General features: G+C 72.6%; 21 protein-coding genes and 3 tRNA genes. 11 read left to right on the top strand and 13 right to left on the bottom strand.

The features are described 5' to 3' along the window. Window positions 1-2: 2 nt before the first annotated feature. Both ACQP04_RS03530 and ACQP04_RS03525 read right to left on the bottom strand, forming a co-directional pair. Window positions 3-1,208 carry a DUF445 domain-containing protein gene (locus ACQP04_RS03530; protein ID WP_433508289.1) on the bottom strand — a complete coding sequence of 402 codons (1,206 nt, stop codon included), beginning with the start codon at window positions 1,206-1,208 and terminating at the stop codon, window positions 3-5. 241 nt (window positions 1,209-1,449) lie between these two features. Continuing rightward, window positions 1,450-1,953, bottom strand: coding sequence for a hypothetical protein (locus tag ACQP04_RS03525; RefSeq protein WP_433505638.1), 504 nt, complete (start codon window positions 1,951-1,953; stop codon window positions 1,450-1,452). Window positions 1,954-2,238: 285 nt separating this feature from the next. On the opposite strand from ACQP04_RS03525, the gene ACQP04_RS03520 reads away from it, so the two are divergent. After that, window positions 2,239-3,150 (top strand): NAD-dependent epimerase/dehydratase family protein, encoded by a 912-nt coding sequence (locus ACQP04_RS03520; protein WP_433505637.1) that lies wholly within the window; start codon window positions 2,239-2,241, stop codon window positions 3,148-3,150. A gap of 59 nt (window positions 3,151-3,209) precedes the next feature. Here the strand turns inward: ACQP04_RS03520 and ACQP04_RS03515 are convergent, their stop codons facing one another. Continuing rightward, window positions 3,210-3,413: a cold-shock protein gene (locus ACQP04_RS03515; protein WP_037051431.1), complete on the bottom strand. Its 204-nt coding sequence runs from the start codon at window positions 3,411-3,413 to the stop codon at window positions 3,210-3,212. Between the two features lie 398 nt (window positions 3,414-3,811). Here ACQP04_RS03515 and ACQP04_RS03510 point away from each other — a divergent pair, with 398 nt between their 5' ends. Together ACQP04_RS03510 and ACQP04_RS03505 are read left to right on the top strand one after the other, a co-directional pair. Further along, complete coding sequence (locus ACQP04_RS03510) at window positions 3,812-4,774, top strand: acyl-CoA desaturase (protein ID WP_433505636.1); 963 nt, start codon at window positions 3,812-3,814, stop codon at window positions 4,772-4,774. Between the two features lie 300 nt (window positions 4,775-5,074). Then, window positions 5,075-5,971 carry a hypothetical protein gene (locus tag ACQP04_RS03505; protein ID WP_433505635.1) on the top strand — a complete coding sequence of 299 codons (897 nt, stop codon included), beginning with the start codon at window positions 5,075-5,077 and terminating at the stop codon, window positions 5,969-5,971. A 915-nt stretch (window positions 5,972-6,886) separates the two neighbouring features. Here ACQP04_RS03505 and mftR read toward each other — a convergent pair. Next, window positions 6,887-7,510 (bottom strand): mycofactocin system transcriptional regulator, encoded by a 624-nt coding sequence (gene mftR, locus ACQP04_RS03500; protein WP_433505634.1) that lies wholly within the window; start codon window positions 7,508-7,510, stop codon window positions 6,887-6,889. A gap of 175 nt (window positions 7,511-7,685) precedes the next feature. Between mftR and ACQP04_RS03495 the strand changes: the two genes are divergently transcribed. The 3 genes from ACQP04_RS03495 to ACQP04_RS03485 all read left to right on the top strand — a co-directional run bounded on the left by ACQP04_RS03495 (window position 7,686) and on the right by ACQP04_RS03485 (window position 10,673). Beyond that, entirely contained in the window at window positions 7,686-8,510 is an 825-nt protein-coding gene (locus ACQP04_RS03495; RefSeq protein WP_037051436.1) for a mycofactocin-coupled SDR family oxidoreductase, read from the top strand. Next, the gene (locus tag ACQP04_RS03490; RefSeq protein ID WP_037051437.1) at window positions 8,507-9,343 is read left to right on the top strand and encodes a mycofactocin-coupled SDR family oxidoreductase; all 837 of its coding nucleotides are present in this window, start codon (window positions 8,507-8,509) and stop codon (window positions 9,341-9,343) included. Before ACQP04_RS03495 ends, ACQP04_RS03490 begins: the two co-directional genes overlap by 4 nt. A 310-nt stretch (window positions 9,344-9,653) precedes the next feature. Further along, window positions 9,654-10,673 carry a sigma-70 family RNA polymerase sigma factor gene (locus ACQP04_RS03485; RefSeq protein ID WP_433505633.1) on the top strand — a complete coding sequence of 340 codons (1,020 nt, stop codon included), beginning with the start codon at window positions 9,654-9,656 and terminating at the stop codon, window positions 10,671-10,673. 127 nt (window positions 10,674-10,800) lie between these two features. Here the strand turns inward: ACQP04_RS03485 and ACQP04_RS03480 are convergent, their stop codons facing one another. After that, entirely contained in the window at window positions 10,801-11,142 is a 342-nt protein-coding gene (locus tag ACQP04_RS03480; protein ID WP_433505632.1) for a hypothetical protein, read from the bottom strand. Between the two features lie 386 nt (window positions 11,143-11,528). Between ACQP04_RS03480 and ACQP04_RS03475 the strand changes: the two genes are divergently transcribed. Then, window positions 11,529-13,007 (top strand): glycosyltransferase family 39 protein, encoded by a 1,479-nt coding sequence (locus ACQP04_RS03475; RefSeq protein ID WP_433508288.1) that lies wholly within the window; start codon window positions 11,529-11,531, stop codon window positions 13,005-13,007. Here ACQP04_RS03475 and ACQP04_RS03470 read toward each other — a convergent pair whose 3' ends face one another. From ACQP04_RS03470 to ACQP04_RS03455, 4 genes are all read right to left on the bottom strand, one after another. Continuing rightward, entirely contained in the window at window positions 13,008-13,535 is a 528-nt protein-coding gene (locus ACQP04_RS03470; RefSeq protein ID WP_433505631.1) for a hypothetical protein, read from the bottom strand. Window positions 13,536-13,792: 257 nt separating this feature from the next. Then, window positions 13,793-15,229, bottom strand: coding sequence for a sugar porter family MFS transporter (locus ACQP04_RS03465; RefSeq protein WP_433505630.1), 1,437 nt, complete (start codon window positions 15,227-15,229; stop codon window positions 13,793-13,795). 189 nt (window positions 15,230-15,418) lie between these two features. Continuing rightward, entirely contained in the window at window positions 15,419-16,204 is a 786-nt protein-coding gene (locus ACQP04_RS03460; protein WP_433505629.1) for a DeoR/GlpR family DNA-binding transcription regulator, read from the bottom strand. Beyond that, on the bottom strand, window positions 16,197-17,174 hold the full coding sequence (locus ACQP04_RS03455; RefSeq protein WP_433505628.1) for a LacI family DNA-binding transcriptional regulator: 978 nt from the start codon (window positions 17,172-17,174) through the stop codon (window positions 16,197-16,199). The genes ACQP04_RS03460 and ACQP04_RS03455 overlap by 8 nt, the downstream gene beginning before the upstream one ends. Window positions 17,175-17,523: 349 nt before the next feature. Between ACQP04_RS03455 and ACQP04_RS03450 the strand changes: the two genes are divergently transcribed. Further along, window positions 17,524-17,742 carry a hypothetical protein gene (locus tag ACQP04_RS03450; RefSeq protein WP_433505627.1) on the top strand — a complete coding sequence of 73 codons (219 nt, stop codon included), beginning with the start codon at window positions 17,524-17,526 and terminating at the stop codon, window positions 17,740-17,742. A gap of 42 nt (window positions 17,743-17,784) precedes the next feature. On the opposite strand, the gene ACQP04_RS03445 is transcribed toward ACQP04_RS03450, so the two are convergent. The 4 genes from ACQP04_RS03445 to ACQP04_RS03430 all read right to left on the bottom strand — a co-directional run bounded on the left by ACQP04_RS03445 (window position 17,785) and on the right by ACQP04_RS03430 (window position 18,503). Beyond that, a tRNA-Phe gene (locus ACQP04_RS03445) sits at window positions 17,785-17,858 on the bottom strand. A 29-nt stretch (window positions 17,859-17,887) separates the two neighbouring features. Further along, window positions 17,888-17,961, bottom strand: a tRNA-Asp gene (locus ACQP04_RS03440). A gap of 19 nt (window positions 17,962-17,980) precedes the next feature. After that, window positions 17,981-18,053, bottom strand: a tRNA-Glu gene (locus ACQP04_RS03435). A 189-nt stretch (window positions 18,054-18,242) separates the two neighbouring features. Further along, window positions 18,243-18,503, bottom strand: a complete 261-nt coding sequence (locus tag ACQP04_RS03430; RefSeq protein WP_156067997.1) for a hypothetical protein — start codon at window positions 18,501-18,503, stop codon at window positions 18,243-18,245. Window positions 18,504-18,823: 320 nt separating this feature from the next. Here ACQP04_RS03430 and ACQP04_RS03425 point away from each other — a divergent pair, with 320 nt between their 5' ends. The 3 genes from ACQP04_RS03425 (at window position 18,824) to ACQP04_RS03415 (ending at window position 19,814) form a co-directional block, all read left to right on the top strand. Further along, window positions 18,824-19,105, top strand: a complete 282-nt coding sequence (locus ACQP04_RS03425; protein WP_433505626.1) for a metal-sensitive transcriptional regulator — start codon at window positions 18,824-18,826, stop codon at window positions 19,103-19,105. Between the two features lie 38 nt (window positions 19,106-19,143). Continuing rightward, window positions 19,144-19,362 (top strand): heavy-metal-associated domain-containing protein, encoded by a 219-nt coding sequence (locus tag ACQP04_RS03420; RefSeq protein WP_433505625.1) that lies wholly within the window; start codon window positions 19,144-19,146, stop codon window positions 19,360-19,362. An 80-nt stretch (window positions 19,363-19,442) separates the two neighbouring features. Then, window positions 19,443-19,814, top strand: a complete 372-nt coding sequence (locus tag ACQP04_RS03415) for a hypothetical protein (protein ID WP_433505624.1) — start codon at window positions 19,443-19,445, stop codon at window positions 19,812-19,814. Window positions 19,815-19,863: the final 49 nt, after the last annotated feature.

Raw genomic sequence — 19,863 nt, 5'->3', positions numbered from 1 at the left:
CGTCAGAAGACCAGCTGGGACACGGTGTAGATCACCAGGCCGGCCAGGGCACCGACGACCGTGCCGTTGATCCGGATGAACTGCAGGTCGCGGCCGACCTGCAGCTCGATCTTGCGGGAGGTCTCCTCCGCGTCCCAGCGCGCCACCGTGTCGGTGATCAGCGTGGTGATCTCGCGCCGGTAGTGCCGCACCACGTAACCCGCGGCGTCGGCGAGCCAGCCGTCGAGGCGGGCCCGCAGCTCGGCGTCGCCGGACAGCCGGGCGCCGAGCGAGATCAGCCCGTCGCGCACCCGCGCCCGCAGCTCGCTCGACGGGTCCTCCGCGGCGTCGAGGATCATGCCCTTGACCACGCCCCAGGCCTGCCCGATGAACTTCTGGACGTCCGGGTGGTCGACGATCTGCTGCTTGACCTGCTCCGCCCGCGCGATCGTCTTCGGGTCGCTCTGCAGGTCCCGGGCGAACTCGGCGAGGAAGCGGTCGACGGCGTGCCGCAGCGGGTGCTCCGGGTCGGTCTTGACCGCCCACGCGTAGCCCTGGACCTCGTTGAACAGCTTGTCCGCGACGAGGTCGTCGACGAACCGCGGCGTCCACATGGGGGCGCGGTCGTGCACGACCCGCAGCACCATCTCCTGGTTGGCGGTGACCCAGTCGTAGGCGCGGTCGCACACGAGGTCGACCAGGTGGCGGTGGGCGCCGTCGTCGAGGATCCCCTCGAGGATCTTGCCGAGCGGCGGCCCGACCTCCTTCTCCAGCAGCTTGCGGACCAGGACCTGCTCGATGAGGTCCTGGACGACGTCGTCGCGCAGCACGGTGACCAGGCCACGGGCCGCGGTGGCCAGCTCGGCGGTGATCCGCTCGGCGTGCTGCGGCTGCCCGATCCAGCTGCCGACCCGGTACGACACCTCGACGCGGCCGAGCTTCTCCCGCACCACGTCCTCGGACAGGAAGTTCTCGCCGACGAAGTCGCCGAGGCTGTCGCCGATCGTGTCCTTCTTGCGCGGGATGATCGCGGTGTGCGGGATCGGCAGCCCGAGCGGCCGCTTGAACAGGGCCGTGACCGCGAACCAGTCCGCCAGCGCGCCGACCATGCCGGCCTCGGCGGCGGCGCGCACGTAGCCCGCCCACGCCTGGCCGTGCAGCTCCAGGTAGCGCATGACGAAGAAGACGACCGTCGCGCCGAGCAGGAACCCGGTTGCGACGAGCTTCATCTTCCGCAGGTCGCGGCGCTTCTGCGCCTCGGCCTCCGGGCCGAGGCCCAGCCCGGCCGGGATGCTGCTGCCGCCGGCGGGCCGCGACGGCGCGGTGGCGAGGGCACGGTCGGAACTCACGGGTTCATAGTGCCCGTCGGCGGAACGGCGCGCGGGCCCGAACCTGAGAATGGCTGCCCCGGAATGGCGACGGCCGGGCCCGACGGTGGTCCGTCGGACCCGGCCGGGTCCTGGGGAGCGGCTAGCTCGCGCGGGCGACGGTCTCCGGCTGCCGCACCGCGGCGGACCGCAGCCGCACGGCGGCCTGGACGGCGTCGACGATCACGGCGGCGGCGGGCACCTCGTAGCCGGTGAACGAGGGGCGCACCCGCCACTGGACCCAGCCGTCCGGCCGTTCGGTGGGCGGGGCCAGCACCCCGATGCCGTCCGTGTGGAGCACGACGTCCGTGTGCAGGGACAGCTCCGCGGGCAGCTCGTGGTTCGGGGTCATCGGGAACCACCACGTGTCGTGCGGCGTCGCGGCGACCGGGACGACCATCCCGCGGTCACGCAGCGTGGCGCACACCTGCCGGCCGAGCTCGGCGGGCACCTCGATCACGTCGAGCACCGTGCCCGTGTCGAGCAGGACGTCCGCGCCCGGGCCCGGCACCAGCGGCCACCCGTGCTCGACGTACTCGACGGCGGCCGCCCGCAGCTCCGCGCCGTAGACGGCCCGGTAGCTGTCCCACCACGACATCCGGCTCATCTCCTCTTCCGTACCGATCACCCATGACCCGGCGCGCCCTTCCGGGCGTCGCTCACATCACATGCAACACCATCGGCGGGCACCGGGTTCGTGTTAGCCGGTCGCTCGCGGTGACCGCACGTGACATAGAGGTGAGTGGCCGACGCCACCGACGACCGGTCCGTCACCCACCGGTGGTCGGCGGCCGACCGGTCGCCGGCCGGGGACCGGCGGCTACTCCGTTCGAGGTTGCGACCGATCGGCGCACGGGCACACGGCGAACGGCCCTACGGCGATGATGGGGCCATGCTGCTCGTCACCGGTGCCACCGGGTTCCTCGGAAGCACGCTCGTCGCCCTGCTGGCCCGGCGCGGCCGGCCGGTCCGGGCGCTCGTGCGTGACCCCGCCCGGGCCGCCACCCTGCTGCCCGAGGGCGTGCCGACCGCCGTAGGACGGCTCGACGGCCCCGGCTCGCTCGACGCCGCGCTCGAGGGCGTCGACGCGGTCCTGCACCTCGCCGGCGTCGTCGGCGGCACGGCCGAGGAGATCCGGGCCGTGAACGTCGACGGGACCCGGGCCGTGCTGGAGGCGATGCTCCGGGCCGGGGTGCGCCGGCTCGTGCACGTGAGCAGCAGCGCCGCCGTGATGGACGCGTCCGGACTGGTGGGCGAGCGGCCGTCGGGCCCGCCGGTCCTCACCGACCCCTACTCGCGGACCAAGGCCGAGGCCGACGCGCTCGTGCTCGGCGCGGAGGGGATCGACGCGTCGATCGTGGTGCCGGTCAGCATCTACGGGCCGAGCCCCGCCGGGCCGCAGAGCTACAACGGGCTGCTGCGGTTCCTGGCGCGCGGGGAGATCACCGAGGTCGTCGACGCCCCGATCGGCTGGGTGCTGGCGGAGGACGCCGCAGAGGGCGTGCTGCTCGCCCTGGACCGGGGCGAGGCCGGGCGGCGGTACGTGGTGTGCGGCGAGGTCGCGCCGTTCGGCCGGGTGCTGAACGTTGCCGCCGAGATGCTCGGGACCCCGCACCGGGTCCGCACGCTCCCGCCGGGCTCCGAGCTCGGGCCCGACGCGTCGACCTTCGCCCGCCGTTCGGAGGTCTACGGCAGGTTCCCGCCGGTCCACGTCGACGACGCGGGCGCCCGCGCACTCGGCTTCACGCCGCGCGGGATCGACGAGGGCCTGGCGCTGACCTGCGCCTGGTTGAAGGACCTCTAGAAACGCCGCTGCCGGCGACCCCCGAGGGGATCGCCGGCAGCGGAAGACTCAGATGCCGCTCAGAGCGGGGTCACCGAGTCGGCCTGCGGGCCCTTGGCGCCCTGGCTGGCCTCGAAGGAGACGCGCTGGTTCTCCTCGAGGGTCCGGAAGCCGTTGCTCTGGATGGCCGAGTAGTGGACGAAGACGTCCGGCCCGTTGTCGTCGGTGGCGATGAAGCCGAAGCCCTTCTCGGCGTTGAACCACTTGACGGTGCCCTGCGGCATAGCTTTTTTCTCCCACACACTGAACGGATCCGGCTCCATGGCGAAGGCCGGAGGTTGCGCGGGCACCTCACGCGGGTGTGGGGACGACCCTCGACCTCACGTGGGGAACCGCTGTCACACGTTCCACGCACGCTGTCTCAACGATCGAGGAAGACACGACTGCAACCGGGGCGAACGCTACCACGGCCGGACGTGACGCCGGACGCAGATCTCCCGCGCGTCACCCGGATCCGCTATCCGGCCTTGTCCGGTTCGTTGCGCTACCGTGACCTACGGCCGCGATCGCGACGGGCCGGCAGGGAAGACACGACAGCACGTCGCGTGGCGGACCTCCGCCGCCGCGACGAGGCCGGAGCCGGTCCTCCCCCGACCGACCCCTCGACGTTGAAGGCGCCCGTATGACCAGCCTCGCCCCCGACCGCCCGCAGAGTCCTGCCGCCGAGCCGGCCACCGAGGGCCGTCGCTCGACCCTCGAACACGTGCTCGTCATCGCGTTCATGATCGTCCCGCTGCTGGCCGTCGCGGCCGCGGTCCCCGTCGCCTGGGGATGGGGACTCGGCTGGGTCGACGTGGCCCTCTTCGTCGTCTTCTACATGGTCAGCGGGCTGGGTGTGACGGTCGGTTACCACCGGCACTTCACCCACGGCTCGTTCAAGGCGCGCCGCGGGCTGCGGGTCGCGCTCGCCGCCGCGGGCTCGCTGGCCCTGCAGGGCAGCGTCGTGTCCTGGGTCGCCGACCACCGCCGGCACCACGCCTACTCCGACAAAGAGGGCGACCCGCACTCGCCGTGGCTGTTCGGCACCGGACCGAAGGCACTGGTCAAGGGCTTCTGGCACTCGCACATGGGCTGGCTGCTCGACCGCGACAAGACCAACGCCCGCCGCTTCGCCCCCGACCTGCTCGCCGACGCCCCGGTCCGGCGGATCGGCGACAACTTCCTCTGGTTCGCCCTCACCAGCCTGCTGCTGCCGGGGCTGCTCGGCGGGCTGCTGACCTGGTCGCTCGGCGGCGCGCTCACCGCGCTGTTCTGGGCCGGTCTCGTGCGCGTGGCCCTGCTGCACCACGTCACCTGGTCGATCAACTCGGTGTGCCACATCTGGGGTGACCGCCCCTTCGCCGCGCGCGACCGGTCGGCCAACGTCTGGTGGCTGGCCCTGCTCTCCTTCGGCGAGTCGTGGCACAACCTCCACCACGCCGACCCCACCTGCGCCCGGCACGGCGCCAAGCGCGGGCAGGTCGACATCTCCGCCCGGCTGATCCGCATCTTCGAGGTGTTCGGGTGGGCACACTCCGTGCGCTGGCCTACCACCCGGCGCCTCGACCGGCTCTCGCGCAGCTCCGCGGTCGAGCACGCAGCGTGATCGACCGGGGCGTTCCGCTCCACGTTCGGTGACACCGCGCCCGACCGAGTGAGGGTGATCGCAGACGTACGCCCTCGGGTGACGTCGGGTCGTGCCCGCCCGGGCACGTCGTCGCCCGCCCGTGGGACGACGGCCGGGTGTGTCACCCGGTCCGGGGTCACCGGTTCGAGTGGTCGGACCCAACCGCTCTCACGCAGAGTGAGCGCGGTAACCGCGCTCCCGAGGTGGGGCTCTGGTCAGCCCGCACGGCTCCTTCGCATGATTCGCCCGTCCCGCCGGGTGATCATCAGGAGGCTTGCCGTGCGGAAGAAGATCGCGCTCTCGCTCGTCGCGGTGGCGGCCGGCGGCAGCGTCGCCGTCCTCGGAGCGGGGACGGCGTCCGCCGCACCCGTCGCCGACCAGCTGCCCCCGGTCGCCGCGCCGGCCGTGCCCGCGTTACCGGCGGTGCCGGCGGTGCCCGCCGTGCCGGAGACGCCGGTGGGCGGCCTGCTCAACGACGTCCTGCAGGGTCTGCAGGGTCTCCTCCCCGGCCTGCTCGGCGGCGTGGTCCCGCCGGACCCGACGGCCGTCGTCCCCGTGCCGGTGGCCGTCCCGGCAGACGCCGCGACCGTGCCGGTCGCCGCCGACCCGGCTGCCGCGGCTCCGGTGGTGGCCGACCCGGCTGCTCTCCCGGCGGTGGCCGACCCGGCTGCCGCTGTCCCGGCGGTGGGCGATCCGGCCGCGGCTGACCCGGCCGCGGCGGCTTCGGCGGTGGGCGACCCAGCGGCCGCTGCCCCGGCCGCCCAGCAGGAGGTCACCGCCGCCGACCCGGCGCAGCTCCCGCCGCTGCCGGCCCCGCCGGCCGTGCCCGACCCGGTATCCGCTCTCCCCGTCGACCCGGCCCTGCCCGCGGACCCGGCTCTGCCCGTCGACCCGGCCCTCCCGGTCGACGCCCCCGCAGTCCCCGCACCCCCGGCCGACCCCGCGCTGCCGGCGGTTCCCGACCCGGCCCTCCCGCCGGTCCCCGCGCCCGGCGCGCTCCCGGTCGACCCGGCCGTCCCGGTCGACGCCCCGGCCGTCCCGGCACTTCCCGCCGACCCCGCCCTTCCCGCGCTCCCCGACCCGGCCCTCCCGCCGGTCCCGGATCCCGCGGCCGCCGTGCCCGCCCCGGCGCCCGCGATCCCGGGCGACACCGCCCCGACGGCCCCGGTCGGCTGACCGGGCCCCGCACACCTCGTGGCCCGGTCGCCCGGCTCCTCGGCGACCGGGCCACGTCACGCCCACGCTCTGAACCGGCGTCGCCGGGTTGAATGATCGCCACGAGAGTGCCGTGACGGTCGCCCGACCAGCCCTCACACGCCGCTTGCAACGATCATGAACGCCGTGGTGCCCTGCTCGCAGCACGCCAGGGTCGCCACTCGCAGGCCTCGGCCAACGACTGCCTGCGTGCCGTAGCCACCGCCCGCAGGAACAGCCACGAGCCGCACCATGATCACCACTCGCGGCACATCCAGGCCACATGCGGCCGCCATGGACCGCGACTGACGATCAGCGCGTCAAGATCTCTACGAGAGTGACGGCACGGTCGGCCGAACAGCCCTCACCCACCACTCGCAACGATCATGAGCGTCGTGGCGCTCTGCTCGCGGCTCGCTACGGCCGCTAGCCGACCTCGGCCAACGGCTTCGTGCGGTAGCCACCGCCACCGGAACACGCCACGAGCCGCACCATGATCACCACTCGCGGTGGATCCCGGCCACCTGCGGCCGCCATGACCGCAGCCAGCGATCACTTCCTCATGATCGCCACGAGAATGACGCCACGGTCCCCTGGACAGCCCTCAGTCACCACTCGCGACGATCCATCGCGTGTTGATCACCGCGAGGGTGACGTTGTGGTCGCCCGAGCCGCATCCACGTCCCACTCGCAACGATCACGAAGCCGACCCTCCCGGCGCCAACCCGAGCGACTCGCGGGGGTGCCGCTTCTCCCGACTCGCGGCGCCACTTCTTCCGACTCGCGGCGCCACATCTCCCGACTCGCGGTGCCACATCTCCCGACTCGCGGTGCCACTTCTCCCGACTCGCGGTGCCACTTCTCCCGACTCGCGGTGCCGCCTCTCCCGACTCGCGGTCAGTTCACGCGGGTGTCGGCGAAGCCGTTCTCCAGGGCGTGCATGACCTCGTCGAGCAGGTCCCGGAGCTCGACGTCCTCGGAGCGGAGCCACTGCTCGTAGGCGGAGAGGGCGGCGCCGAGGCAGACGTGGCCGAGGGTGCGCGGGAGCAGGGCGGTGGCGGGCTGCCCCAGCCGCTCCCCCGCGTAGTCCGCGACCACCCGCCGCCACTCGGCGTACCGCAGCGTGGAGTGGGCCTGGAGCGTCGGCGTCTCGAGGATCAGCCGCAGCCGCTGCCGGTGCCACGGCTGCTCGTCCGCCGGGACGTCGTTGAAGTCGAGGACCGTGGCGCGGATGCCCTCCATGACCGGCACGTCCGCGGGCAGCGCGGCGAACCGCTCCCGCATGCGGTCGAGCATCTCGTCGAACGCGCCCCACGGCACGTCGTTCTTCGAGGCGTAGTAGCGGAAGAAGGTGCGCCGGCCGATCCCGGCGGCGTGCGCGACGTCGTCGACCGTCGTGGTGTCGAAGCCGCGTTCGCTGAACAGGTCCAGGGCGATGTGCTCGATCTCCGAGCGGCTCGTCACCGGTCGGCGCCCGGCGCGACGCGTGCCCGCCCCGGGATGGTCAGCAACAGCGGACATCGACCCTTCCTCCGCCCGGGGACGCCGGGCTAACGTCGGTGAGACCGGGCTCACGCGGCACCCGTCGTCGAGGTCATCGTACGACCGGGCACGGCGTTACCTGCCCGGTGCAGTGCGGCCGGGCGTCTACCAACCGGTCGACAGCCGACGGCGACGAAGCCGGGAGGAGCAACACGTGGGCAAGTTGGAGGGCAAGGTCGCCCTGGTGACCGGAGCCGCGCGCGGGCAGGGACGCAGTCATGCGCTGCGACTCGCCGAGGAGGGCGCGGACATCATCGCCGTCGACATCTGTGCGCAGGTGGAGACGGTCGCCTACCCCATGTCGTCCAGGGCGGACCTGGACGAGACGGTCGCGGAGGTCGAGAAGCTCGACCGCCGGATCGTGGCCCACGTGGCCGACGTCCGCGACGAGAAGGCGCTCAACGCGGCGGTGGCGGACGGCGTCGCGGCACTGGGCGGTGTCGACATCGTGCTGGCGAACGCCGGCATCGCGTCGATCGGCACGGCCGAGGACGGGAACGAGGCCGCCGTCTTCCGGACCCTGATCGACATCAACCTGACCGGCGTCTGGAACACCGTGCACGCGGCCGCGCCCACCATGATCGAGCAGGGCCGGGGCGGCGCGATCGTGCTGACCAGCTCGACCCAGGGCCTCACCGGCCGGGGCGGCGACGGCAGCGGCGCGATGGACGGGTACTGCGCGGCCAAGCACGGGGTCGTCGGGCTGATGCGGACGTTCTCGCACTGGCTGGCGCCGCACAACATCCGGGTCAACTCCGTGCACCCGACCGGCGTCAACACGCCGATGATCGTGAACCCGGTCGTCGAGAAGTTCCTGGAGGAGTCCGCGGACGTCGGCGACGCCCTCGCGAACCTCATGGACGTCCCGGTGATCGAGGCGCGGGACGTCAGCAACGCCATCGCCTGGCTGGTGTCCGACGAGGGCCGCTACGTCACCGGCACGACCCTGCCCGTCGACGCCGGGTTCGTCGTCCGATGACCGGGCGCGTCGAGGGGAAGGTCGCGTTCGTCACCGGCGCCGCTCGCAACCAGGGCCGCAGCCACGCGCTCCGGCTCGCGCAGGAGGGCGCGGACATCATCGCCGTCGACATCTGCGAGCCCGTGAAGAGCATCGAGATGTACCCGCCGGCCACCGAGGAGGACCTGGCGGAGACCGCGCGGCTGATCGAGGAGCTCGACCGGCGGGTGCTCACCACCAAGGCCGACGTCCGGGACCCGGACGCGCTGCAGGCCGCGGTCGACGCCGGGGTCGCCGAGCTCGGGCGGCTGGACATCGTGTGCGCCAACGCCGGCGTCTTCGAGATCCAGCCGGCGCTCGAGCTCACCGACGCGGCCTGGCGCGAGATGATCGACATCAACCTGACCGGCGTCTGGAACACCTGCCGGGCCGCGCTGCCCCACCTCGTCGACGGCGGCCGCGGCGGCTCGATCGTGATCACCAGCTCCACCGCGGGACTCAAGGGCACGCCGAACACGGTGCACTACACGGCGGCCAAGCACGGCGTCGTCGGGATCATGCGGACGATCGCGAACGAGTTCGCCGCGCACTCCATCCGCTGCAACACGGTGCACCCGACGGGCGTCGACACGGTCATGATCCAGAACGAGAAGACCTGGGGCCTGTTCGACCCGGAGAACCCGAACCCGACCCGGGAGTCCGCCGCCCCGATCTTCGAGTCGACGAACGCGCTGCCGGTGCCGTGGGTCGAGCCGATCGACATCTCCAACGCGATCCTCTTCCTCGCCTCGGACGAGGCCCGCTACATCACGGGGGTGACGCTGCCGGTCGACGCCGGCTACACGGTCAAGTGAGGTCACACCGCATCGAGTAGGCGAGGGTACGGCCCCGGGTCGGGGACACGGGCGCCGGCGTCGAGCAGCCGGCGCCCGTGCCCCCGCCCGCGGTACCCGCGTCGTGCTCCCCGTCGTCACGCGAGGTCCTCGCGAGATCACGGGGAGCGTCGACGACCAGGCCAAGAGGGTGCCCGTCCGGCCGTCGAGCGGTCGGAAACGGACGGGTCGCCGATACGCACCTGATTTTGTCGGGGGGAGCGGGCACACTCTCGGGGGTGAGGCCGGACACTCCCACTCCGGCCCGCCGAGCCGAGGGGGGACCCGGGTCATGAGCGCGACGACGACCACGTCGGCCGCGGTGTCGACGCCGCCGGACCGCGCGGAGCTGGAGGCGCAGCTCGAGCGCTTCCGCGCCGAGCTGACCGGCTACAGCTACCGCATGCTCGGCTCCTCGTTCGAGGCCGAGGACGCGGTGCAGGAGACGATGATCAGGGCCTGGCGGGCCCTGGACAAGTTCGACGGGCGCTCCTCGCTGCGCTCGTGGGTCTACCGCATCGCCACGAACGTCTGCATCGACGCGCTGAACGGGCGCAAGCGCCGGGCGGTGCCGATGGACTTCGGGGGGCCGTCCGAACCGAGGGCGGAGAACCTGCGCGAGCCGCTGCCGGACGACACGTGGCTCGAGCCTATGCCTGACGCGCGGGTCACCCCGTCCGGGTCGGACCCGGCGGACACCGCCGTGGCCCGGGAGTCGATCCGGCTGGCGTTCGTGGCGGCGCTGCAGCACCTGCCGCCGAAGCAGCGGGTCGTGCTGATCCTGCGCGAGGTGCTGTGCTGGAAGGCGGCCGAGGTGGCCGAGCTGCTCGGCACGTCGGTGGCGTCGGTCAACAGCGCCCTGCAGCGGGCGCGGGCCACGCTCGACGACCGCGGGATCGGCGAGGCGGACGAGGCGGCGTCGTCTCCGCCGCCCGAGGAGCACGTGGAGCTGCTCGCCAAGTACGTGGCGGCGTTCGAGAGCTACGACATGCAGGCGCTGGTGGCGCTGCTGCACGAGGACGCCGAGCAGAACATGCCCCCGCTCGAGCTCTGGCTCAAGGGCCGGGACGACATCCTCGCCTGGATGCTGGGTCCGGGTGCGGAGTGCCGAGGTTCGCGGATGCTGCCCACTTTCGCCAACGGCGCTCCGGCGTTCGGGCAGTACCGGCTGCACCCGGACGGCGTGCACCGGCCGTGGGGCCTGCAGGTGCTGCGGATCGAGGGCGACCGGATCGCCGGGATCAGCACGTTCCTCGACGCCAAGCTGTTCGAGTTCTTCGGGCTGCCGATGGAGCTGCCGCCCGGTTCCTGAGCCGTTTCCGCGGCGCCGACGAGAAATCTCGGGGCGCGGCGGGAAAAGGGCCGAGAACGCAGGGACGCACCGGACCCGGAGATCGGGTCCGGTGCGTCATCCCCGGTTGGACGCTGAGTTCAGCGCGTCACTTCTGCCAGATGCCCTGGACGTCGCCGGCGTCGCACGAGGTGCTGTTTGGGGCGGCGTCGTTGACGGCCTGGCCGCCCAGGATGCCCAGCACGCTGAGGGCCGCGTCGACGTCCACGCCGCAGACGTTGACGTTCTTGAGGACCTCGGCGTCGTTCAGCGCGTTCACGGCGATGAGGCCGTTGGCGGACGAGCCGCCGTCGCTGATCACACCGACGTTCTTGATGTCCCTGTCGGCCTCGTGGTGGCCGTGGCCCTTCTCACCGGCGAACGCGAGCGGGGACACCGCAACGAGGCTCGCAGCGACGCCGACGGTGACGATCCCAGCCTTCTTCAGCACAGTGCTTCTCCTGTTACGTACGGGGATCCGGTTGGTGGACCCATCGTGTTTCAGCGTGTGACTTGGGGAGCCCCGCTGATGACGGAAAAGCTATCCGGCCCCCGACCGAACTACCGAGCCATCTACCACTATCGTGTGTACGGCATTACTTTCGGTGAGGATATTGCTCTCTTCGGGCATCGTCGGCCGCCAATGTCAACCTCATCCATCCGAAGGTCGTCACACTTTGCAGTGAATCATGACCCGTTCGGCCGCATATCCTTTGGCCGTGTCACGCTTCGTGACGAGCGCTTCCCGACACGGGGATGAGTGCACCCCGATCGGGCACGGCTCCCGAATCCGACACACGGCGCTTCGGCCGGGCGGAGGTGCCTCCGGTGAACGAGATGCAGTCACCGAGTGCGACCGAGGACACAGCCGGGCGGCCGCCCTTCGCCCGAGGTGCCGTACCGGCGATCGCCGCGCTGCTCGTGGCCGTTCTGCTGGTCGCGGCGGGGGGCTACGGCTACCACCGGGACGAGCTCTACTTCCTCGCCGCCGCCCGGCACCCCGCCTGGGGCTACGTGGACCAGGGCCCGCTCACGCCGTTGTTCGCGCGGTTGGCCACGGCGGTGTCCGGGGACTCCCTCGTGGGGCTGCGGGTGCTGCCCGCTCTGTTCCTGGGCCTGCTCGTGGTGGTCACCGCCCTGCTCGCCCGCGAGTTCGGCGGTCGCCGGGGCGCCCAGGTCCTGGCGGCCTCCTGCGTCGCGGTCTCGGCGATCGTGCTGCAGACCGGCCACCTGCTCTCGACCACCACGTTCGACCTGCTGGCGTGGGCGGTGGTCGCCTGGCTCGCGGTGCGGGCGTTGCCCACGGGCGGGCCGCGTTGGCTGCTCGTCGGGCTCGCCGCGGGCATCGGGCTGCAGAACAAGACTCTCGTGGCCTTCCTGCTGTTCGGCCTCCTCGTCGGTCTCGTGGTCGCGGGCCCGCGGCAGCCGCTGCGTGATCCGTGGTTCTGGGGCGCGGGCCTGCTCGCCGTCGCGCTGTGGACCCCGTACCTCGTCTGGCAGGCGCTGCACGGCTGGCCGCAGCTGGCGCTGTCGAGGTCGATCGCGGCCGGCGGGTCGACCTCGAGCGAGCCCTGGTGGCTCGTCGTCCCCTTCCAGGTGGTGCTGGTCTCGCCGCTGCTGGCGCCGGTCTGGGTCGCCGGGCTCGTGGCGCTCTGGCGCAGCCGGCGGTACCGCCTCTTCCCCGTCGCCTACGCGGTGCTGGCGGTGCTCGTCATGGCCACCGGCGGCAAGCCGTACTACCTCTGTGGGCTCTACCCCCTGTTGCTGGCCGCGGGGGCGGCGCCGGTCCTGCGCTGGGCGCGGGGCGGGCGCGCGCGGGCCGGCCTGCTCGGCGGGGCCCTCGCGCTGAGCGCGCTGGCCAACGCCGTGCTGATGCTGCCCGTCGTGCCGGTCGCCGAGCTGAAGGACACCCCGATCACCGCGATGGTGGCCGACGTCGGCGAGACGGTGGGGTGGCCGGAGCTCGCGTCGACGGTCTCGGGGGTGGTCACCGCGCAACCACCCGGGACCGTGGTGCTGACCGGCAACTACGGCGAGGCCGGGGCGGTGCAGCGGTTCGCGCCGGGGATCCCGGTGGTCAGCGGGCACAACTCCTACGCGGACTGGGGGCCGCCGCCCGACGACGCCGCCACCGTTGTGGCCGTCGGCTACGGGCCCGCGGTCCTGCGGCAGTGGTTCGCCTCGGTGGAGCCGGCCGCGGTGATCGACAACGGCGTGGGCCTCGACAATCAGGAGCAGGGCCGGACCGTGTGGGTGTGCCGGGACCCGGTGGCGAGCTGGTCCGCGCTGTGGCCGCGGATCCGGCACGTCGGCTGATCAGTCCTTCCGGACCCGGCCGCGCGGCTTCCACACGGACAGCACCGTGGCCACGACCAGCAGGCTGATCGACACGCTCGGCGGCATGAACAGCCGCGGGACCTCGCCGACGTCGGGCAGGCCCGCGGCGAGGGCCCGGCCGTGCCGCCCGGCGTCCTCCAGCCCGGGCCCCAGCAGCACCACGATCAGCGTCACGAGCAGCAGGTTCGTCACCAGCTTGATCGCCACCCACCAGTGCCGGACCAGCCCCCAGCGCGTGACGAGCCCCAGAGCGGTCCCGCTGACCAGGCTCAGCAGCGCCGTCGTGAGCAGGGGCCAGAACAGCAGCGGCAGCACCTGGTGACAGGCCGCGGTCCACGACGCGTCGAGCATCGGCACGAAGACCAGGACCGCGAGGGCGACGTCGAGCCCGATCCACGCCGCCGTCGCGACGATGTGCACCACGAGCAGGCCCAGGCGGACCCGGCGCGGCACGGGCAGGCGGATCGGGTCGCGCCCGGCGCGCGGGCGGGCGGTCACGGTCGTCATGTCCCCTCCTCGGTGCGGTGCCCCGAGGGTCGCAGCGCAGGGACGCGGGCGAATCGGGCCACGGCGGGCCCGCGCCCTACCGCACCGGTCGCGGATCGACGGGCCGCCGTACTCCCGCCGCGGTATGGACCACCAGCCGACAGCACGGACGTCCGCCCCCGGTGAGCTCGACGAGATCGCCGGTACCGCGGCAACACTCGCCCACGGCGGACGTCACCCGGTCGCCCCGACGGCGGCCGGGTGGGTCCGCCGGCGGGTCAGGACCCGTGGGCGTCGACCGGCGCGGACCGCGCCGCCTGCTTCCAGTCGTTCCGCCGGAGCTGGTCCTCCAGCTCCTCCAGGCTCCGGCCGCGGGTCTCCGGCGCGTACCGCTGCACGAACAGGATCGAGCCGACGTTGATGACCGCGAAGAGCCCGAACGTGGCGCTCGCGCCGAGGGCCGCGACCAGCGGCGGGAAGGCGAAGGAGATCGCCGCGTTGACCGTCCACAGCACGAACACCGCGATCCCCATGGCGAAGCCGCGGATCGTCATCGGGAAGATCTCCGAGAGCAGGAGCCAGACGAGCGTGCCGATGAAGGTCTGGACGAAGAACACGACGATCAGCATCGCGGCGAGGATCAGGTAGCTGCGCCCGGTGGACTCGGGCAGCAGGAACGACAGTCCCAGCACCGCGTGCCCGATGGCGACGCCGCTGAACCCGGTGAGCAGCAGCGGCCTGCGGTTGATGTAGCCGAGCAGGATGATCCCGAGGACGGTACCGATGATCGCCACCACGCCCACCGTGATCGTCAGGACCAGCGACGCGCTGGCGCCGAGGCCCGTCGACTCGAGGATCGTGGGTGCGTAGTAGTTCACCGTGTTGATGCCCGTCGCCTGCTGCACGGTGGCGAGCCCGCAGCCGATCCAGAGGATCCGCCGCATCCAGGGGAACGCCCGCAGGTCGCGCATCGCCGCGCCCTTGTCCTCGGCGAGGTCCCGCTTCGCGTGCTCCGCGATGACGTTGTACTCCTCGGCCGCCTCGGCCTCTCCCCTGCTCAGCGCAAGGACGCGCTTGGTGTCCTCGAGCCGCCCGCGCACGGCGTACCAGCGCGGGGAGTCCGGCAGGAAGAACATGCCCACGAACAGGGCGACGGCCGGGACGATCGCGACGGCGAGCATCCAGCGCCACACGTGCGGATCCTTGATCAGCGCATCGAGCAGTGCGTTCATCGCGAAGGCCAGGAACTGCCCGGTGACGATCATCAGCTCGTTGATCGTGACCATCCGGCCGCGACGGTCCGCCGGCGCCATCTCGGCCAGGTAGAGCGGGCAGGTGGCGGCTGCCGCGCCGACACCGAAGCCCAGCAGGATGCGGCCGACGGTCATGACCCCGACGTTCGGGGCCACCGCGCAGACGAGCGCGCCCACCAGGAACAGCCCGGCACAGACGAGCAGGCTGCCCTTGCGGCCGAGCTTGTCCGACAGCCGCCCTCCCAGCAGCGCACCGAAGGCGGCGCCCGGGAACAGGAGCGAGCTGACGACGAGTGCCTCGGTGAAGGACGTCAGCTGCAGGTCCGTCTTCATGTAGAGCAGGGCACCGGAGATCACGCCGGTGTCGTAGCCGAAGAGCAGACCACCGAGCGTGGAGATCACCGTCAGCTTGACCAGGAACCTATTGTGCGACCCCGACGATGTGGACCGACTCGCCGTCATTGGCGCCTCTTCCCCTCGACTCACGACATTCTTCAGACCTTTTGACACGGCTGCCGAGATCATCTCGGCGGCGGCGTGACCAGGAGGTTAAGTACCGAATATGATCCGTGCAACACGAGACTGCGTTCTTAATCGAACAATTCTTGTCGCTTTGCGAACACGCCGGGCGAATGTGTCGGGAATGGATGGTCAACTGCATCCGACCACGTCGAGCGACACGTTTGCCGCTCGCAGCGCGGCCGCGACCTGCGGCGGCGGGGGCCGGTCGGTCACCACCCGGTGGAGGGGCGCCAACTGCGTCACGCGGGCCGGCGCGGAGGCGACGAACACGTCGGCCGTCGCGACGAGGACGACCTCGTCCGCGATTCCTGCCAGCTTGCGCTGCACGCTCGCCTCGGCAGGCGAGTGCGCATACGTGCCGCGGGCGTCGACGGCGGAGGGCGCGAAGAAGAACGTGCGCGCCCGGAGCCGGTCGAGGGCCGCCTCGGTGGCCGGGCCGACGAAGGCGTGCCGATCCCCGAGCAGTTCCCCGCCGAGGGCGACCGTGCGCGAGGTGTGCCGCCGCGCGGCCATCAGGGCCAGCACGGGCATCGAGTGCGTGATGAGCGATCCGGCGAAGCTCGGTCGGAGCGCCCCGGCGAGCGCGAGAGCGGTCGGCCCCGCGTCGACGGCGATCGTGTCCCCGTCGTCGACCGACGTCGCGGCGCGCTCCGCCACGCGCAGGCGACCGGCGCCGTGGCCGTCCTCCGGGAAGGCAGGGGTGTGCAGCTCCCCCGGCGTGAGTGCCGCGCCGCCGTGCACCATCCGCACCTGCCCGGCGGACTCGAGCGCGTGCAGGTCACGACGCACGGTCATCGGCGTGACGCCGAGTTCGCGCGCCAGGTCGGCGACCGAGAGGAAGCCCAGGGAGCGCAGCCTGGTGAGGATCCAGGATCGCCGCTCGACGCCCTCCTGGCGGGCTCTCGGGTCACTCACCGCGCCGCACCGGCCCGGTGCTCGACCGGACGATCAGCTCCGCCGCGAGGCCCACGGGCTCCGCCGGAGCGGGCCGTCGGTCGATCAGGTCGAGCAGGATCCGCACGCCGACCCGCCCGGACTCGGCGGCCGGCAGCCGCACCGTGGTCAGCCGGGGAGTGACCATCTCGGCCAGCGAGGTGTCGTCGACGCCGACGACGCTCAGGTCGTCCGGCACCCGCAGGCCGCGGTCCGCCAGCCGGTTGAGCACGCCGACGGCCACCTCGTCGTTGTAGGCGACGACGGCGGTCGCCGAGGTGGCGAGGACCAGGTCCGCGGCCCGGACGCCGTCGGAGAAGCGGGCGTTGAACGGCCCGAGCTCGCGGGGCCGCACCCCCAGCCGCCGGCAGGCGCCGTGGTAGCCGCGCAGGCGCATGGTGTTCGCGAAGCCGTCCGGTCCGGCGAGGTAGACGATCTCGCGGTGGCCGAGCGCGTGGAGGTGCTCGACGGCATGTCCCACGGCCTCGGTGGCGTCGGTGACGACGGCAGGCAGCGCATCGAGCAGCCGGTTCGACAGGACGAGCGGGATGGCCGCGAGCTCCCGCAGCGCGTCGTCCGACATCAGCGGGGAGACGAGCATCAACCCGTCCACCTGCGGGGCCATCGCCCGCGCCCATTGCTCCTCGTCCCGGGCGCGCTCGTCGGAGCCGGACACGAACAGGGCGTACCCGTCCCGGGCGGCCTCCTGCTGCACGGCCTTGGTGACGACGGCGGAGAACGAGTTCGCGATGTCCGGCACGACGATCCCGAGGTTCCCGGTGCGGCGCCGGGCGAGCGAGCGGGCGACGGGATGCGGGGTGTAGCGCAGCTCCTGCGCGACGGCGAGGACCCGGTCCCGGGTGTCCGCGGCGACCGCGTCCGGCCGGGTGAAGACGCGGGACACGGTCGCGGGCGACACCCCGGCCCGGGTCGCGACCTCACGGATCGACACGCGTCCCTCTCCCCTCCCCGACGACCGGCCCCGCCCATGATGAAACCGGTTTCAGAAACAGTCAAGCCCACCACCCGTCCCGGCAGAGCTGCGGTCCGGGCCGGGCGGCTCACCGGGGCCACCGGAGCTGCGCTACCCGTCCCCGCTGAGCGCCGCCCCCACCGCGCTGCTCGTCGTGCAGGCGACGCTGGCGAGCACACTGGTCAACGGAGTGCAGCGGGTGCTGAGCGTGGTCTCCGGGGTGACGCCGGCTCTGTTCGTGTCGGTGGGGTGCTGGTCAACGTCCTCTTCCCACCGGCCGTGCAGACGCGCAACGCGGGGCGCGCCATCGAGGAATTCGCCAACGGCATTGCCGCCCTGCTCGAAGGAGGCATCGACGACGCCGGCCGCAGGCGCCGTCGAGGCCGGGACCACCGCCCGCTGGCTCGACGACGCACGCCGCCTCGACCGGCACGCCCCCCGGGTGGACAGGGGGCTGGCCCACGCGCGACCCGCGAGCACACCGCTCAACTCCGCACTGCTGACGACCGTGGACCGGGTCCTGCGGCAGATCGCGCCCGCGGGCTAGACACGAACGGCCCGCGCAGGACGCGGGCCGTTTGAGAAGGTGTGGCCAGGGGCGGGGTCGAACCGCCGACCTTCCGCTTTTCAGGCGGACGCTCGTACCAACTGAGCTACCTGGCCCTGGCTCCGAGGGGAACCGGATGGTGAAGCGACCCAGACGGGACTCGAACCCGCGACCTTCGCCGTGACAGGGCGACGCGCTAACCAACTGCGCCACTGGGCCTTGCTGTATGGACTTACCGTACCCCCAACGGGATTCGAACCCGCGCTGCCGCCTTGAAAGGGCGGAGTCCTAGGCCGCTAGACGATGGGGGCTCGGAGCACCGCTGGTGTTCCTCGACCTCCAACGGCTGTCCGTTGGGAGCGAGGAAACTATATGACACGCCGCCAGGCCGCCCAAAATCGCCCCCCTCTTACGGCGTTCCCGCACGTCACACAGGGTGCGAGGCGCCCGCTCGGGCCCGTTCGGCCCGGTCGGTGCCGTGTGTGACCTGCGGTACACCTTCAGCGGCAGACCGGCGGCGGCAGATCGGGGTTGCCCGAGACCAGGCCGAGCATGTCCAGCAGCAGCCGGAGATCGTCCGGGTCCTGCGAGTTCTCCGCAACCACGAGCCGGGCGCGGTGCACCTCGTCGTCGGAGACCCGGTAGGCGTCGGCCGCGGTGCGCGGACCGGGGATCGACCCCGACGTCCGGTCCTCCCCGCCGGCGACCCCGTTCGAGAGCCCGTTGACAGAACTGCCCCGCACGCTGTCGATCCCGCTCAACGACGTCTCCCCTTCGGTCGCGACCCCTGGCGACCCGGGGTGACCCGCGGGCGGAGACGGGCACGGCGGAACGCACGACCGCCGATCCCCCGACCGACGCCGCGCCCCGTGACCGGCGTACACCCTGCGGCCACCCCCGTGGCCGTGGCCGGAACGTTACCCATCCGAGACCCGCATCGCATGCCCCTTCCCGGGTGAGCACGGCGACGGTGCGTCACACGATCGCCCCGGTGCGAACAGCGGTGTGTCCGGTCCCACGTACCCCCTCGGGGTATGCTTGTCCCGAGAGCGACACCACGGGCGACCCAGGGAGGAACGCGATGCCCGGTTACTCCGACGCCCGCGAGGCCCATCTCCGGCGGCTGCGCCGCATCGAGGGCCAGGTCCGCGGCCTGCAGCGCATGGTGGACGACGACGTGTACTGCATCGACGTGCTCACCCAGGTCTCCGCCGCGACCCGGGCGCTGCAGTCCTTCGCTCTCGAGCTGCTCTCGGAGCACATGGCGGGGTGCGTCGTCGACGCGGCCCGCAACGACCCCGAGGAGGGCGCGGCGAAGGTGAAGGAAGCCGCCGACGCCATCGCCCGGCTCGTCAAGTCCTGACCACCCGCTGTCCGATCCGCACGAGAGGCTCCCCACCCATGAGCGTCGAGACCCCGTTCCGCACCACCGTCACGGTCGTCGGCATGACCTGCGGGCACTGCACCAGCTCGGTGCAGGAGGAGATCGGCGAGGTCGCCGGCGTCCGCTCGGTCGAGGTCGACCTGGCCAGCGGCGCCGTCACCGTCACCGCCGACCGCGAGATCGGCCGGGCGGAGATCGAGGCCGCGGTCGTCGAGGCCGGCTACTCCCTGGCCTGAGCCTGGGTCCACCGGGCGGCACCTCCGATCGGGGGTGCCGTTCGTTCGTCCGGGTGACGTGGCGCCGCTACGCTCCCCACATGGCCGGCTTCCGGGAACGACGCCCGTCGCGCCACGGCGCGCCCGCCCGCAGGGCCGCCGGGCCCGAGCTGGAGCAGCACGACCCCGAGCTCGACTCCTACCTGGCCGCCCTCGCCCCGGACGCCGAGCCGGGCGCCACGGAGACGACCGGCCGGTTCGGGACCGCCCAGGTCTTCCAGCTGCGGCTGCCGGCGCTGCGGATCGAGCAGCTCCGCCGCGTGGCCGAGGAGCGCGGCACCTCCCCCGGCGCGCTGGCCACGGAGTGGGTGCTCGAGCGGCTCGAGCAGGAGGACTCCCCGACCGGGCCGATGCCCGTCACCGCCGCCGAGGCGGGCCGGCGGGCCCAGCTGAGGCTCCGCCGCCGGCGGTAGAGCGGGTTCCCTCCCCGTCGGGCCCGTCGGCGCTCAGGTCGACCACCAG

Source organism: Pseudonocardia halophobica (genome assembly GCF_050948485.1).
GTDB classification, from domain to species: domain Bacteria; phylum Actinomycetota; class Actinomycetes; order Mycobacteriales; family Pseudonocardiaceae; genus Pseudonocardia; species Pseudonocardia halophobica.
This window is presented reverse-complemented; position numbering and strand designations above follow the sequence as displayed.